At 40.7% G+C, this 16,479-nt stretch carries 16 protein-coding genes and 2 other annotated features; all 16 genes read right to left on the reverse strand.

The genetic code is table 11. The features are described 5' to 3' along the window. Position 1: 1 nt before the first annotated feature. The 16 genes from J2S07_RS17595 to hflK all read right to left on the reverse strand — a co-directional run bounded on the left by J2S07_RS17595 (position 2) and on the right by hflK (position 16,425). The gene (locus tag J2S07_RS17595; protein ID WP_307151719.1) at positions 2-277 is read right to left on the reverse strand and encodes a DUF1294 domain-containing protein; all 276 of its coding nucleotides are present in this window, start codon (positions 275-277) and stop codon (positions 2-4) included. Positions 278-463: 186 nt separating this feature from the next. Continuing rightward, the gene (rplT, locus tag J2S07_RS17600) at positions 464-820 is read right to left on the reverse strand and encodes a 50S ribosomal protein L20 (protein ID WP_307151720.1); all 357 of its coding nucleotides are present in this window, start codon (positions 818-820) and stop codon (positions 464-466) included. 29 nt (positions 821-849) lie between these two features. Further along, on the reverse strand, positions 850-1,047 hold the full coding sequence (gene rpmI, locus J2S07_RS17605; RefSeq protein WP_307151721.1) for a 50S ribosomal protein L35: 198 nt from the start codon (positions 1,045-1,047) through the stop codon (positions 850-852). A 17-nt stretch (positions 1,048-1,064) separates the two neighbouring features. Beyond that, entirely contained in the window at positions 1,065-1,568 is a 504-nt protein-coding gene (gene infC / locus J2S07_RS17610; protein ID WP_307151722.1) for a translation initiation factor IF-3, read from the reverse strand. Positions 1,569-1,695: 127 nt separating this feature from the next. Beyond that, positions 1,696-1,828 (reverse strand) — a sequence feature (ribosomal protein L20 leader region). A gap of 186 nt (positions 1,829-2,014) precedes the next feature. After that, a complete protein-coding gene (thrS, locus tag J2S07_RS17615) occupies positions 2,015-3,949 on the reverse strand; it encodes a threonine--tRNA ligase (protein WP_307151723.1) in 1,935 nt (644 codons plus the stop codon). Positions 3,950-3,990: 41 nt separating this feature from the next. Continuing rightward, positions 3,991-4,235, reverse strand: a binding site (T-box leader). A gap of 76 nt (positions 4,236-4,311) precedes the next feature. After that, entirely contained in the window at positions 4,312-5,166 is an 855-nt protein-coding gene (gene ytxC, locus J2S07_RS17620; protein ID WP_307151724.1) for a putative sporulation protein YtxC, read from the reverse strand. 133 nt (positions 5,167-5,299) lie between these two features. Continuing rightward, a complete protein-coding gene (dnaI, locus tag J2S07_RS17625) occupies positions 5,300-6,232 on the reverse strand; it encodes a primosomal protein DnaI (RefSeq protein WP_307151725.1) in 933 nt (310 codons plus the stop codon). 12 nt (positions 6,233-6,244) lie between these two features. Further along, positions 6,245-7,672 (reverse strand): replication initiation and membrane attachment family protein, encoded by a 1,428-nt coding sequence (locus J2S07_RS17630; protein ID WP_370872879.1) that lies wholly within the window; start codon positions 7,670-7,672, stop codon positions 6,245-6,247. Between the two features lie 14 nt (positions 7,673-7,686). Further along, complete coding sequence (nrdR, locus tag J2S07_RS17635) at positions 7,687-8,145, reverse strand: transcriptional regulator NrdR (RefSeq protein ID WP_307151726.1); 459 nt, start codon at positions 8,143-8,145, stop codon at positions 7,687-7,689. Positions 8,146-8,402: 257 nt separating this feature from the next. After that, positions 8,403-9,434 carry a glyceraldehyde-3-phosphate dehydrogenase gene (locus J2S07_RS17640; protein WP_307151727.1) on the reverse strand — a complete coding sequence of 344 codons (1,032 nt, stop codon included), beginning with the start codon at positions 9,432-9,434 and terminating at the stop codon, positions 8,403-8,405. Between the two features lie 155 nt (positions 9,435-9,589). Next, positions 9,590-10,189 carry a dephospho-CoA kinase gene (gene coaE / locus J2S07_RS17645; protein WP_307151728.1) on the reverse strand — a complete coding sequence of 200 codons (600 nt, stop codon included), beginning with the start codon at positions 10,187-10,189 and terminating at the stop codon, positions 9,590-9,592. A gap of 26 nt (positions 10,190-10,215) precedes the next feature. Then, a complete protein-coding gene (gene ytaF, locus J2S07_RS17650; RefSeq protein ID WP_307151729.1) occupies positions 10,216-10,848 on the reverse strand; it encodes a sporulation membrane protein YtaF in 633 nt (210 codons plus the stop codon). Between the two features lie 66 nt (positions 10,849-10,914). Beyond that, positions 10,915-11,754, reverse strand: a complete 840-nt coding sequence (gene mutM / locus J2S07_RS17655) for a DNA-formamidopyrimidine glycosylase (RefSeq protein WP_307151730.1) — start codon at positions 11,752-11,754, stop codon at positions 10,915-10,917. An 18-nt stretch (positions 11,755-11,772) separates the two neighbouring features. Further along, the gene (gene polA / locus J2S07_RS17660) at positions 11,773-14,400 is read right to left on the reverse strand and encodes a DNA polymerase I (RefSeq protein WP_307151763.1); all 2,628 of its coding nucleotides are present in this window, start codon (positions 14,398-14,400) and stop codon (positions 11,773-11,775) included. Between the two features lie 125 nt (positions 14,401-14,525). Then, complete coding sequence (hflC, locus tag J2S07_RS17665) at positions 14,526-15,464, reverse strand: protease modulator HflC (protein ID WP_307151731.1); 939 nt, start codon at positions 15,462-15,464, stop codon at positions 14,526-14,528. Next, positions 15,457-16,425, reverse strand: coding sequence for an FtsH protease activity modulator HflK (gene hflK, locus J2S07_RS17670; protein WP_307151732.1), 969 nt, complete (start codon positions 16,423-16,425; stop codon positions 15,457-15,459). The genes hflC and hflK overlap by 8 nt, the downstream gene beginning before the upstream one ends. Between the last annotated feature and the right edge of the window lie 54 nt (positions 16,426-16,479).

Consider the following 16,479-nt stretch of genomic DNA (forward strand, 5'->3'; position numbering starts at 1 on the left):
ATTAGGCTATTGTCGTTATGTAATTACTTCCAAGACTGACAAATACATTGGCGGAATTATTAAGATTTAGCGTCATAGACATTGATTGAAAACACGTCTTATGCCTGAAGCAGTTCATCCCAATCACTCCCCCTAAAGCCCCTCCAAAAAGGGCAGCCATCCATAATGTTTTTTCACTGATTCGATATTGATTTCTCTTTGCCCGATTTTTATCTATGTACATAAGAAGAAGGCTAAGAATATTTATTCCTATGAAATAACCCAATATGTAATTCACAAACAACTCCCCTTTTAAGATCAAAAGCCACTCTCATTAATGAGAATGGCTTATTTCTTACTGTCTAGCTCCATCGGTTAGACCCTCGAGGTCATAAGCCAATCCGTCAGGAAGGTTAAAGGACAGCCTTCATGCCGGATCGTCTTATGCTTGTCGGGTCTGTGCAAGCCGATTCCGCTTTTCTATTTACTTTAAATTTTGCTTTGCAACTGCTGCTAATTCAGCAAATGCTTTTTCATCGCTGATTGCAAGGTCAGCAAGCATTTTGCGGTTTACTTCGATACCTGCAACCTTTAATCCATGCATTAAACGGCTGTAAGAAAGACCGTTGATGCGAGCAGCTGCGTTGATACGAGTAATCCAAAGCTTACGGAAGTCGCGCTTTTTCTGGCGACGGTCACGGTAAGCATATTGTAATGATTTCATTACTTGCTGGTTAGCAACTTTATATAATGTATGTTTAGAACCGAAATAACCTTTAGCTAATTTTAATACCTTTTTACGACGTCTGCGAGTAACTGTACCGCCTTTTACACGTGGCATTCTATTTCCCTCCTAAGATCGGATATTACTTAAATGTGTACTAATAAGTTACGGATACGCTTGTAATCACCTGAGGAAACAAGAGTTCCTTTACGAAGTTTACGCTTTTGTTTTTGAGATTTGTGAGCAAACATATGGCTTCTGTAAGCATGTGAACGCTTCAGTTTACCAGATCCTGTTCTCTTGAAACGCTTTGCAGCGCCGCGGTGAGTTTTCATTTTTGGCATTTGGAATTTCCTCCTTATTACTTATCGTTTTTAGGGGCAAGCATCATGAACATGCTTCTTCCGTCCATTTTTGGATGAGATTCAACAGTTGCAATTTCACTGCAGCTCTCAGCGAAACGGACTAGAACACGTTGACCAATTTCTTTATGTGTAATCGCACGACCCTTAAATCGAATCGAAGCTTTCACTTTATCGCCTTTTTCTAGGAACTTAATGGCATTTCGCAGCTTTGTATTAAAGTCATGCTCATCAATAGTTGGACTAAGACGAACTTCCTTGACACTGATCACTTTTTGATTTTTGCGCGCTTCTTTTTCCTTTTTCTGTTGTTCGAATTTAAACTTACCGTAGTCCATAATCCTTGCTACTGGTGGTTTCGCATTCGGAGCAACAAGCACAAGGTCCAAATTCACACGTGCAGCAATTTCAAGTGCTTCATTCTTTGATTTAATCCCTAGCTGCTCGCCATTTTGGTCAATTAATCGAACTTCCCGGGCCCGAATACCCTCGTTTAACAACATGTCTTTGCTAATAGTTAGACACCTCCATTAATTTCGCGAACACAACGTTTAGGTCAAGAATGTAAATAAGATTTAGCAGAAACACCATAATCATCTCATTGACTCAAAGTTGAATCGCAGCTTTCATAGCATTAAAAAAGTGTGGATGCATGAAACACCCACACTTTACGAAAACAAACGTAATCAATCAAATCCTCGTAAAACCTGCCAACTGCCCTTTGCGTCAATCAGGTGAGAAGCGGGTGCCTCTTCTTTTCCTAAAACTGTATTCAGTTACCTAACTATTCTACAACAAAGCATGTTGTTTTGTCAATGTTACTTCTTTTATCGCAACAAAAGAAATTGTATCAAAATATTTTACGATTGGCAATAGCATTTTTTAGCAAGGCTGATTTCATACAAACTCTATTAATTTGTTTAAAAACAAAAAGTTTGAGAAAAGTCCTTTAGAAGCGCTTTACCTCGTCATTCAATGCTTTAACAAAATCCTCGAATAAAATTGTTTCTGATTTTTGTTCACCGTATTTTCTCACATTGACTGCATTTTCTTCCACTTCTTTATCACCAACAACAAGCATATATGGAATCTTCTGCACCTGAGCTTCACGAATTTTGTAACCGATCTTTTCGTTACGGTCGTCAAGCTCTACGCGGAAGCCCTCAGCTTGAAGCTGTTCCTGGACCTTTTTCGCATAGTCAAAATGAATTTCTGGTGAAACAGGAATTACTTCGACTTGGACAGGAGCCAACCAAGTAGGGAACGCCCCTTTATATTCCTCAATTAAGAAGGCAACAAAGCGTTCCATTGTGGAAACGACACCACGATGGATAACAACCGGGCGATGCTGCTTTCCGTCCTCTCCCACATAGGTTAAATCAAAACGCTCAGGTAGCAAGAAGTCTAATTGAACAGTTGATAAAGTTTCATCCTTGCCAAGAGCTGTCTTCACCTGAACATCAAGCTTCGGACCGTAAAAGGCTGCTTCTCCCTCTGCTTCAAAGTAATCAAGTCCTAGCTCATCCATTGCTTCCTTCAGCATGGATTGCGCCTTTTCCCACATCGCATCATCGTCAAAATACTTTTCAGTATCCTCCGGATCACGATAGGAGAGGCGGAAGGAATAATTATTAAGATTGAAATCCTTGTATACCTCTTGGATTAAATGAACAACACGCTTGAATTCATCCTTAATTTGATCAGGGCGAACAAAGACGTGAGCATCATTTAAAGTCATGCCACGAACACGCTGTAAGCCTGAAAGGGCACCTGACATTTCATAACGGTGCATCGTTCCAAGCTCAGCGATGCGAATTGGAAGCTCACGGTAGCTATGAATGCCTTGCTTGTACACCATCATATGATGCGGGCAGTTCATTGGACGAAGAACAAGCTGTTCGTTGTCCATGTCCATGACCGGGAACATATTTTCCTGGTAATGCCCCCAATGTCCAGATGTTTTGTAGAGCTCGACACTACCTAGTACTGGTGTATAGACATGGTTGTAGCCAAGTCTTTCTTCCTTATCAACAATATAGCGCTCAATGACACGGCGAATCGTTGCTCCTTTAGGAAGCCATAATGGCAGGCCTTGTCCGACTAATTGAGAGTTTGTAAAAAGATTTAGCTCTTTTCCAATCTTGCGGTGATCCCGTTCCTTCGCTTCTTCAAGCATTTTTAAATGCGCTTCAAGGTCTTCCTTCTTGAAGAAGGCTGTTCCATAGATTCTTTGCAGCATTTTGTTTTTGCTGTCACCACGCCAGTAAGCACCGGCGATGCTCAAGAGCTTGAATTCCTTGAGCTTGCCTGTTGAAGGAACGTGAACGCCACGGCATAAATCGAAGAATTCTCCCTGTTCATAGATGGTTACTTTTTCATCAGCTGGAATCGCATCGATAAGCTCAAGCTTATATTCATCACCAATTTCCTGATATAGCTTGATGGCATCTTCACGACTCACTTCTTTACGAACAATCTCCAAATTTTCATTGATGATTTTTTTCATTTCTTTTTCGATAAGTGGTAGATCTTCAGGTGTGATTGCCTCTTCTAGATCCATATCATAGTAAAATCCACCTTCAATCACAGGACCTACCCCAAGCTTTACATTTTTATATAGACGCTTGATGGCCTGAGCGAGCAAGTGAGCGGTGCTATGACGCAATACCTCTAGGGCATCATCACTGCCTTGAGTTACGATTTCAATTGCTCCATCCTCTTCAATCGGACGGCGTAGATCAATCATCGCGCCATTTAATTTACCAGCAATCGCTTTTTTCTTAAGTCCAGGGCTAATCGAAGCCGCAACATCCTCTGTCGTTACCCCAGCCGAAAACTCCTTTACAGCACCATCTGGAAACGATAACTTTACAATCTCTTGCATTTGGTATTCCTCCTTATAAAAATAAAAAAACCCGTCCCTATAAAAGGGACGAGTTGTTGTTAACACGTGGTTCCACCCTAATTCTCACTCAAAAACAGCAAATGAGTGACTTTAGTGACAAATATAACGGTTCTAGCCGTCAACCCATACTTGCAGGATTCTCCCGTGTTCCTGGTTGAAGTTCAGAGGTGGTAAGCATTCCATTCGTGTTAGGAAGATCTCAGCCAATGTCTTCCCTCTCTAGAAACCGTTTAAAGAATACTCATATCCTCATCGATACTACTAATAATTTTTAATTATGAACGTAATTATAGTGGTTTCTATTGGGAAAATCAAGCCGAGTGCAAATTTTTTTAAGAAAATTACAGATGGTGTTTTTTTACATCAACAAAATCCTTTAATGACAAAAATTTCACTCTCTCCTCAAATATATTTTGGATCGTTCGTGCAAGCGGCTGTTCGCGATCATCCGTATACAAATAAATGCTTGAAGGAGCAATGGAAAGCAGCGGGGCAATCGTCACTGAATCGATATATACTGGATGATTCGAAATAAGCCTTCTATCAATCATCCGAACTAGCTCAGCTCTTGGAATTTCCTGAAATTCTCCATCAAAAAAAGCAACACCTTCCTCCATTAACAAATGGAGTTGGTGGATTTTCGGCTCACGTCCGGATAAAAACTGCCGCAAGGTTTGAATAAACATTTGATATTCCTGCTCTAATTTGTATTCATCAATGGAGATTTCTACATATTTTTCCAGCTGCTGCATAAATGGTCTCATTCGAAATCTCACAAATGAATCAAATGAAAAGGATCTCTGCTCATCAAATAGCTGTGAAATGGCCTTTTCCATTTGCTCATTCACGTTCATATGATGAATCAAGGACTCCAAATCCTCTCGATTCCCTTCTAAAATGGACTGAATAATATCTAAAATTTGCTGCTGTTCATCCTCGTCTTCATAATAATATTGCTCACTTAGAATCATCCTGAACCAGTCATTTAATTTTATCTTTATGATAAATTGTAAGAAAGCCTTTTTGCAGGCTTCCATAATTTCCTTTACCCCTTGTTCAATTTTCACTCTGGCTCTATGTTCATCTTCTAAAAGAAGAATCAATTTGTTATTTGCTGATATGGATTGCAAATGATTCTGTATGTATTTGTGAAACTGGCTAGCATCCTCTCTATTTTGAAAAATAATTTCTGCCAACCAAATCCCCCCTTTTAACGAAATCCTTAGGGTTAATCCCTCAATTCATATATATGGGGAACTTGGCCAAATTAGAAGTCGGCATAAAACAAAAAAAGCTACCGAACTTTCTCGGGTAGCTCCTTACAAATGATTATCTTCTCCGGTTTGGTCCTTCGACTAGAACCGGCTCCGTCAAGAATCGGATTCGCTCTAAAATTCGACGGGCTTTCATTTTTTCTTCCTCTCCGCGCTGACTATAGGTTAAATGATGCTCGAGTCCATCGTAGTCAAAATTGGTACTAAAAAAAGTCGGCAAAAATTCCTGCATTCGAAATTGCAAAATTGGCCCCAGTACCTCATCACGCGTCCAGCTTGACATCGTTTCCGCTCCAATATCATCAATCATCAGGACGGGTTGTTTTTTGATCATTTCAATTTTTTCATTAAGGGTGGAATCGCCAATGGAACTCTTTAATTCCCGCAAAAGCTCCGGAAAATAGACGATCATCGAAGAAACCTTCTTCTTGGCCAGTTCATTGGCAATCGCACCTAGCAGAAAGGACTTTCCTACACCAAATTTCCCATAGAAATAAAGCCCTTTTTGCCTTCCATCTCGAAGATAGTTCTCCACAAACTGCGTTGCTTTATCGACTGCTTCCAATCTACCTGTGTCATTCAGATCGATGTCTGCAAAGGATGCTGCGGTAATATCCAGCGGAACATACATGGATTTGATCAGCCGCTCGCTCCTTCTTTTTTCATCATCCATGACCTTAAGAGGACAACGCTCATAATAAATATCAATGGCTCCCCTCCCGATTGCCAGCTTCGGATGATAGCCCTGCATAAGATTCTTACATTCTTTAAGAGATGCACATTCCTGGCAATTTTTGCTTTGATCGGCAAAATCAAATAGGGTCATTAAGCTTCTTTCGATCATATCCTGTGTAAGCTCATTCTCATGCTCTACTAAAAAGGTGCGGACCGATGGATTTTGAAGAATATCCGTCCTCATTTTTTGGTATCTTGCCTGAAAGCTTGCGTTATTCCCCAATTTTTTTAAGGTGTCATTGATTCTTTCCACTGTGCCACCCCCTTATTTTTTGTATTTTTTCAGTCTTTCCTCTAATGCACGTTTCTTATCGATTAATTGATCATCCGATGGTTGAGCGAGGTTCTTGTCGTCTTCCTCATTGAACCAATCAGGAAGCAATTCGGTCCGAATCGGCTGCTTTTTTCCCCCTGACTTTGTGGTCTTTTTATTATCTGCCCATTCCATATATTGACGATGCTCTTTAATGGCAAGGTCCATCGCCTCTTTGACGGTTGAAATTTGCTTTCTAGCCCAATGGGAAGCGATCTTATCCACGTAAGCCTTCGTTAGCTTCATGTCTGATTTTAGCAGGACATATTCGATCAGGACATTCACAACTCCAGGCAATAATTTCTGCTTGAACATCACATCTTCAATTATTTTCAGATCGGCCTTAGAAGGCAAGGTCCCACCCGCAATATCGATCAGTAGCTGTCTCGGAGAAGTGGTTTCTAAGTAATGAATCAGCTTCTCTTCCTTTGATTTCGGCTCTGAAACTATCGTTTGCTTAATAACCGGATGTACCTTATCGACTAATTCTGGAAGCCGTTCCTGGTGTTCAAGCTGATACCAATCTCTTGCGGACTTTCTTAGTTCCTCAATATTTATTTTATTAGCTACATCATCCATAGCGGTAATGAGTAAATTCTTCATATGAATCGGATCAATTCCATAGAGAAAGGAGAGGTTGCTGATTGCCTCTCTAACCTTTTGAGTGATCGCTTTTTTGGGCACTAATGATTCGGATAATCCTGCATAAAGCAAATCAAAGTCAAAGTTAGCCGTAGCATCGATTTGAATCCCTTTTGGAGATATTCTGCCCATCAAGGCTTGGTCCGTAAAATTCTCGTCTGGGGCATTCTCAAATGTTGTTGGAACGGCTGAATCATACACATCCTGGAAAGCTCTTGTCACTTCTTCAAAACCAGCATGAACAGCTATTTCTTTATCTGAGAAAAATTGCTTTAATGCGGAATAACGATTTTTTCCAACCTTTTGATATAAATATATATTTAACATGCCATCAAGGAAAAAGCGCTCCGGTGATAAAGGTGGCTGGAGCTCATAAACAAATTCTCGCTCCCCTTCAGAGGATTGGACAAATGTTTTAAGCAGGCCGATTCCCTCAAGCTTTAACCGAGCTTCATAAATCGCATTTAGGCTGAGGTCCATAAAACTCATCAGGCTGTGATGGGAATTCGTCTGGGACCAAAGCCTATTCTCCTCGACCTGCGCCCAGAGAGTCATGTATAAGCTCATGGAAAGCGGACCAATTAGTGGCTGATACAGCAGGGTGATAATTTTTCTGTCATATTCATGCAATAAACCGCCCGTAGCTACAGAATACCGGTCAATTGGCAGCAGTTCCTTCCAATGGGCCATTTCAGTCTCAACCTCTCCATCAAAATAAGAAAAAAAAGCCAAAGTCATCCTTTAGCCTTATGTTATGATTCTTTTTTAATCAGCTCTTTTAATTCTTCAATAAATACATTTATATCTTTAAACTGTCTGTAGACAGAAGCAAACCGAACATAGGCCACATCGTCTACCTTTGCGAGACGCTCCATGACCATTTCTCCGATGACTTCACTGTCAATTTCAGATACTCCCTGACTTCGCAATTCCTTTTCAACCTCGGCTGTTATTTCCTCGAGCTTAACGAGGGCAACTGGCCTTTTTTCACAGGCCTTAATCAAGCCTCGCAAAATTTTGTCGCGACTAAATTCCTCACGAGTCCCTTCCTTTTTAACAACAATTAGAGGAATTTCCTCCACCTTTTCGAAGGTCGTAAAGCGAAATAAGCATCTTTCACACTCTCTTCTACGGCGAATGGATCGACCATCATCCACTGGGCGTGAATCAAGCACTCTTGTATTATTATTTTGGCACGAAGGGCATTTCATTTTACAATCAGCTCCGAATCCAATAAGAAATCTATCTATTTATATCTTATTAGAAAGATGTTTGTAGTACAAGTATAGACTGCCGTCGAAGCCAAAAACATTCATGAGCACCCAATATGAGAATCATCAGTTGGCACACCTTCTCTTCACTGCTGCTCGAAACCCACGAGCAAAGGCTCGTTCAGGTATACCAACTGACGATTGTGATTCACGAAAAAAGAGACCGCCTTCAATCTAGCGATCTCCATAACCTCAGATTATCCAACTTTTACTTTTGTGGGCGAAACCATCGCCTGTGCTACATAATTGGTTAAATCAACGACACGGCAGGAATAGCCCCACTCATTATCATACCATGCAAGCACCTTGACTTTATTCGCACCGATAACAATGGTCGATAAGCCATCAATAATGGCGGAATGTTCATTTGTATTAAAATCAACGGATACTAAAGGTTCATCGCAAACATCCAAAATTCCCTTCAAGGAACCTTTAGCTGCTGTTTTGAAGGCATGATTAATTTCATCCATCGTAACCTCTCTTTTAAGGTCAACCACTAAGTCCACCAAGGAAACATTAGAGGTTGGAACCCTAAGAGCCATCCCATGCAGCTTACCTTTTAAGCTCGGTAATACTAAGGACAATGCCTTTGCAGCACCAGTTGAGGTCGGAATAATCGACTGTGCACAAGCACGAGCACGTCTTAAATCCTTATGCGGATTATCGATATTCTTTTGGTCATTTGTATAGGCATGAACCGTTGTCATTAAGCCGTTTATAATACCGAATTCTTCATCTAATACTTTGGCTACTGGAGCCAGACAGTTCGTCGTACAAGAAGCATTGGAAATCACATCATGTCTATCAATATCTAATACGCTTTCATTTACACCCATGACAATGGTGACATCTTCATTCTTGCCTGGTGCTGTTAAAATAACCTTTTTTGCACCAGCCTTCAAGTGAAGACTTGCCTTATCTCTTGAGTTAAACTTTCCTGTAGCTTCAATTACAATATCAATCCCGTATTCCTTCCAAGGAAGCTCCTCAGGATTACGGTTGCTCAAAAGCTGCACCCTTTTTCCATTAACGATCAGCGCATCATCCTCGGCGATGATCTCACCAGCAAACTTGCCATGATTTGTGTCATACTTTATCAAATGTGCTAACGTTTCCGCTGGATAGCTGGCGTTCACTGCCACAATATCTAAATTATCTTCAAGAATGGCCTTTCTAAATACCATTCTACCAATTCTCCCAAACCCATTGATCGCAACTTTCGCCTTCATTTAACGGTTCCCTCCGGATAAGTGTTATACTTTTTAGTGTATATTGTTGGCATTAGTATAACATATTTGAGCCACTTTGTGAGGAATAAAATACAAAAAAATATTGTTTTATTATTCTAAATTTTTTCAGACAAAAAAAGAAGCCAACCAGCTTCTTACATGACTTTCCAATCGATTAAGATTTGATTCAATTGAGCTTCGGTTTCCTCAATCGATCCATTGTTATTTATGATCGCATCACTTAGTGGTACTTTATCCTTCAGTGGCATTTGCGAACGAATTCTTGCCAATGCTTCTTCCTCGGTAAACTGATTTCTTTCCATCAAACGTTGGAGCTGTGTCTGTTCATCCACGTACACGAGCAAAACCTTTTCAACCATCCCGGTCAGCTTGCTTTCAAACAAGAGTGGGATATCCATGATAATAAGTTTTTCTCCCTTATGAATGGCCTCCTCACGCTTATTTAGCATTCTTCTACGAACATCAGGGTGGACAATACTATTAAGCTTCTGTCTTTTTTCCTCATCATTGAAGATAATTTCACCCAGCTTAGCCCGATTGATTTGTTGATCGTCCAGTAAAATCTCCTTTCCAAAGAAGGCAACAATCTCGTTGTATGCGGGTTCACCCCTTTCTACAGCAAGTCGCGCCTCCACGTCGGCATCAATGATTGTATAACCTTTACTGCGAATTAGATTAGCTACCGTACTCTTTCCACTGGCAATTCCACCTGTCAATCCAACAATTAATGCCATACCCTACTTCCCTTCTTAATTGACCATTACATTTTCCAAATGCCGATAAAAATTAACAGTATTCCTGGTATAAATGTGAATTTTTGTACAACATGGCACTTCGATAGCAGTGCACCTGTTTTCATTCCCAATGTCACAAATAAGGAACTCATGACCGCAACCGATAAGGCTAAAAGCGGAGGTGAATATCCGAGCATCGCTGCCCCGATTCCCGCCCCAAACGCATCTAGCGACAAAGCGAAACCAAGAACGAAAGCCTCAATGCCGGTAATGGTTCCAGACTTATCAAAGTCAACAGACATAGGCTTCTTTAAAATATTGATGACAATCCCTAATGATTTAATTTCAAAATTGACAATCGTTTTTTCATGGGGTAGCAGTTCCTTCGATTTTTCCGGACGGAAGAATTGATACAGAATCCAACCACCTAATAGAACAAGCATGATCCCCCCAATTCTTTCAGCCATTTCAGGGGAAAGAAAAACTTCAATGATTTGCCCGACGGCCATTGCTCCGAGGAGAGTTAGGGCAGAACAACATGCGATTATGAAGATAGATTTAAAAGGAATTCTCATCTTTCTAAGCCCATAGGTGAATCCAACGCTAAAACTATCAAGACTGACTGCAAACGCAAGTAGTATTAATGAAAATGTAAACACTGGAGTAGCTCCTTCCCATCCAAAAGCTAAGATAGTATATGGAGGGAGCTATTCCAATGTTAATTTCTAATTTTGGCTCTTATTTTTCTGACATTTTGGACAGAAAACTGTTCCTCGACCGCCTACAACTATCCGTTCTAACTCAGAGGAGCATGTTTTGCATTGCTCTCCCTTACGGCCATAGACATACAATTCTAATTGAAATAAACCAATTTGTCCTTGGCTGTTCACATACGATCGAATCGTGCTTCCGCCCTTTTCCACCGCTTCCTTCAGTGTCTGAATAATTTCCTCGTGCAGCTTTGTGATTTCTTTTTTTGTAAGGGAGTTGGCACTCCGTTCAGGATGGATGCCTGATCTAAATAATGCCTCATCCACATAGATGTTTCCGAGTCCAACTACCAGCTTTTGATCAAGCAGCACTGTCTTAATGCTTCGATTCGTTTTTGAAAGCAGCTCTTTCATCCGCTCGACTGTAAACTCATCCGAAAATGGCTCAGGGCCAAGCTGTGATAAGGGAAGCTGGCTAAATTCCTCTCCCTTTTTAAAAAGATGCATCGTCCCGAACTTTCTCACATCACGATAACGCAACTCGGTACCGTCAGTGAAATGGAAAACCACATGGGTATGCTTGTCTTTTTCCTCATTTGGCTGAAATAGCCCGTATCTGCCTTCCATTCGAAGATGAGAAACCAGTGCATAATCGGTGGTGTATAGGATTAGAAATTTTCCTCTTCGACTGATTTTCTCAAGCACCTGACCAACAAGTGCATCCTTAAATTGCTCTACCTCATCAGGTTTTTTTATGATTTTGGGCCACGTAACCGTGACGGATTTGATCTCCTTTTGGAGAACGAGCTGCTCTAACGTTCTCCTGACTGTCTCAACCTCTGGCAACTCAGGCAACTTTTTCTTCCCCCTTACCTACTTAGCGTCAAACCATGTTGGTCCGTATGCATAATCAACCTTTAATGGTACCTTCAGTTCAATCGCATTCTCCATGACCTCAGGGACGATTTCCTTCAATTTCTCAATTTCATTCTTCGGTGCCTCAAAGATTAGTTCGTCATGAACCTGCAAAAGAAGTCTGGTTTTAAGACCTTCTTTGTCTAGACGATCGACCATATCGATCATGGCTTTCTTGATGATATCGGCGGCACTTCCTTGGATCGGCGTATTCATAGCGGTTCTCTCAGCAAAGCTTCTCAGATTGAAGTTCCTACTGGTAATCTCAGGCAAGTATCTTCTTCGATGAAGAAGCGTCGAGACATAGCCCTTTTGCTTCGCATCCTTCACGATATCTTCCATATAATCCTTCACACCTGGATAGCTCTGCAAGTATTTATCGATGAAGGTGCCCGCTTCCTTACGTGTAATATTCAAGCTTTGGGAGAGCCCATAATCACTGATTCCGTATACGATCCCAAAGTTTACGGCCTTTGCATGACGGCGCATATTAGCGGTCACTTCATCCTTACTGACGTGGAAAACCTCCATCGCTGTCTTCGTATGGATATCCATTCCCTCTTTAAAAGCTTCGATGAGCTTTTTGTCTCCAGCAATATGGGCAAGTACACGGAGCTCAATTTGCGAATAATCCGCAGCAAATATGACCCAATCCTCTTCTGAAGGGATAAAAGCCTGACGAATTTTTCTTCCTTCCTCCAACCGAATGGGAATATTTTGCAGGTTCGGATCCGTTGAACTCAATCTCCCTGTTTGTGTTAGTGCTTGATTATAACGGGTATGAACCTTATCATTTTCCGGGTTAACCACCTTCAACAAGCCCTCAATATAAGTGGATTGCAGCTTCCCTAACTGCCTATAGTGCAAAATTTCTTTGATGATTTCGTGGTCATCCGCTAATTTTTCAAGGACATCTGCAGAGGTGGAATACCCCGTCTTTGTTTTCTTAATCGCAGGGAGGTTCAATTTTTCAAACAGAATAATTCCTAACTGCTTTGGTGAATTGATGTTAAATGCTTCACCAGCGAGCGCAAATACCCGTTTTTCGATCTCGACTAATTGGTTGTTGAAATCCTGCCCCATTGTCCGGAGTCGGTCTAAATCAACCTTGATTCCAGTGGACTCCATATCAGCCAAAATGAGAGATAAAGGCATTTCTAGCTCATAAAATAATTCAAATTGTTCATTCTCTTTCAGCTTATCTTCCAATGATTGCTTTAATTCAAACACCGTTAATGCTTTTCTCACTAAGTGTTCTGATAGCTTGCTCTCATCAGGAATGCTTCGTTTTGCACCTTTCCCATAAAAAGCATCGTTTGATTCAACATTTCCATGTCCATAGGTTTTTGCAATAGAGGCAATATCCTCAATCGTTTCTGAGGGATTTAATAAATAGGAGGCAATTAATAAATCAAACTCGACTCCCTTTAAATGAATGCCATGATGACGGAGAGCTACCTCTGAGCGTTTCGCATCATAGACCCACTTTTTCTTATTTCCATCCTCTGCCCACTTCTTGAAAGCTTCAGACTGAATCGCTGTTTCAGTTGAGATAAAGAAATTTCCTTCATGATTCACAAGGGCAAATCCAAGAATAGGTGCATAATGATAGTTATCCTCAAGAATTTCCACATAAAATGCGGATTCATCAGCAAAAATACGGTCTGTTACTTCTGTTATCGTCGTATATTCGATCTCCGCTAAAGCAAGAGTTTCCTCCACTTCGTCCCCAAGCTTGTCCAGGAGTGAGTTAAAGCCTAATTCCTTAAAGAGCTTGACCACCTTTTCTTTATCGAAGTCTTCATACTCAAATTGATCAAGCTGCACTTCAACTGGAGCACTGCGCAAGATCGTCGCAAGCTCCTTGCTCATAAGAGCTTGATCCTTAAATTCTTCAATCTTCTCTCTTAGTTTGTTACCGGTCACTTGATCAACAGAGGCAATCAGATGATCGACGGTTTGAAATTCCTTTAGTAGTTTAATGGCCGTTTTTTCACCCACTCCAGGAATTCCAGGAATATTGTCGGAGGCATCCCCCATTAACCCCTTCATATCAATAATTTGCTCCGGTGTGAGTCCATATTTTTCTTTTATGTGCTCGGGAGTGTATTCTTCAATATCGGTAATTCCTTTTCGAGTGATGGCGACCGTTGTTTTCTCCGAGCTTAATTGGGTTAAATCCTTATCACCGGAGATGACCTTAACTTCAAAGCCATCCTGTTCTGCTTTTAGGGATAAGGTCCCAATAATATCATCGGCTTCATAATTTTCAAGCTCGTAGCGGGCAATCCCATAGGCGTCTAGGAGCTCACGAATAAAAGGAAACTGCTCCGATAGCTCAGGTGGAGTTTTCTGCCTTCCTCCTTTATATTCGCTATACGTTTTGTGACGAAAGGTTGTCTTGCCAGCATCAAAAGCAACCATGATATGTGTCGGTTTCTCATCTTCTAGTATTTTCATAAGCATCATTGTAAAGCCATAAACAGCATTCGTATGTACTCCCTTATCATTGTTCAGTAAGGGCAAGGCAAAAAATGCACGATAGGCAATACTGTTTCCATCAATAAGAACCAGTTTCTTCAAAATTATCAAACCTCACTCTCTATAAGTTTCAAAGCAACCATGTTTGCCATTAAAAAAACCGTTATTTTCCTTCCTTTATTCTATCATGAGAATGTGGAGAAGGAAAAATAACGGTGCTTATCGTTTTATTATTTAGTATACCCCATTAAAAGTCGGGCATATGGGGAATTAGACGGGAGGACAATGACAGTCTCATCATTGATCGTCTTTTTGTAGGATTCAAGAGTTCTGTACAGGGAATAGAATTCAGGATCCTTCGAAAAAGCTTCGTTATAGATTTTGGCTGCCTCAGCCTCTCCTTCAGCACGAATCATCTCTGCTTCTGAATTAGCCTTCGCCAACAACTCACGCACCGTCTTATCCGTTTCCGCTTCAATTCGATTTTTTTCTGCATCTCCTATCGATAAATACTCTTGTGCTTTCGATTGACGCTCCGAAATCATTCTTGTATAGACAGATTGCTCGTTCTCCTCTGGCAAATCAGTCCGTTTAATTCTGACATCGGTCACCGTAATTCCGTATTTATCGTTAGCTAATAGCTCATTGACTTGTTCAGTAATGCGATCATTTAAGGAGCCTCTTGATGATTTCTCATCGCTGATGATCTCATCATAGTTTAGCTGACCTAATTCAGTACGGACAATAGAATAGATGAACTCTTCCATCCTTGTTTCTGCATTTTCAACGGTTCTTGCGTTGGAGATCATTTTCTTCGGATCGTCTATTCTCCAAATGGCATAATTATCAATTAGCATCCGTTTCTTATCCTTCGTATTGATTTCAGCTTCTGATACATCATATGCCATTTGATATTTTGGTAGGGTCGTCACCGTTTGAACGAAAGGTACCTTAAAAGAAATTCCTGGAGTATCATCAATTCTGACAACCTCACCAAATTGACGGATCACCTTATACTCTCCTTCTTTTACAACAAATATATTTGTAAATATGAGGATGAGTAAAGCAATAATAATCACTGCAAAAATTCCTAGTTTTATGTAAGTGCGGCCATTCATGCCACCACCGCCACTACGCTCATTAATGTCAATCACATTGTGATCACTCATTGGTCTTTTCACTTCCTTCCTCTTTTGCCTTTGGTTGTGTATTTTCCAATGGACGAATCGGGAAATATTTCATCGTATTGCCATCGTCATTCATAATATATATTTCTGTGCCTGGAAGAACCTGTTCAAGCGTTTCTAATACTAGACGCTGTCTTGTTATATCAGGATTTTTCTTGTACTCTTCATACAGCTTATTGAATACGGCCACATTCCCTTTTGCGGTTTCAATCCGGGCTGTTTTTTCCCCGTTGGCCTTATGAATGATGGCATCCTTTTCTCCTTTAGCCTCATTCTCCTTTTGATTCTTATATTTATTCGCTTCGTTTCTCTTCGTATTCATCGTTTCCCTAGCATCCGTTACAGCTGTAAAGGCCTGACGAACCTCAGCATTTGGCAGCTCAACATCCTGAAGCTTTACTGCTAGGATCGAGATCCCGATATCATATTTTTGCATTAAAGTAGAAAGTAATTCCCGAACATCCGCTTCAATTTCAGCCTTGCCCGACGTTAAGGCATCATCTATCTCTGAGCTACCAATAATACTTCTTAACGATGCCGACGTAGCATCTCGAAGGATTTCCTTTGGGTTGTCTGAGTTATAAAGGTATTTTCCTGGCTCGGTAATCTTCCATTGAACGACTAGGTCAGCTAAGACAATATTCTCATCCCCTGTGATCATTTTCGTTTCATTAGGAAATTCCTTTGTCTCTCCGTCTACTTCCTCAAATCCAAATTGAAGGCTGTAGGTTTCCTTTGAAAGCTTCTCTACACTTTGGATTGGCCAGGGCAGCTTGAAGTTTAGGCCTGGCTCTGTGACCCCTTCCTCAACCTTTCCGAAGGTTAAAATAACGGCCTGTTCCGACTCATCCACCGTGTACCAAGTGGTAAAAGCTACGATGCTCAAAAGAATAATTAAAACAACAAGTCCAATAATGGTATAAATTCTTTTTAAACTAATCATAGGGTCTCCTTTCCTATAAATATATTATTCTGTCTATTTATACGGAAAAGTAAC

Source organism: Anoxybacillus andreesenii, assembly GCF_030813005.1.
GTDB lineage: Bacteria > Bacillota > Bacilli > Bacillales > Cytobacillaceae > Robertmurraya > Robertmurraya andreesenii.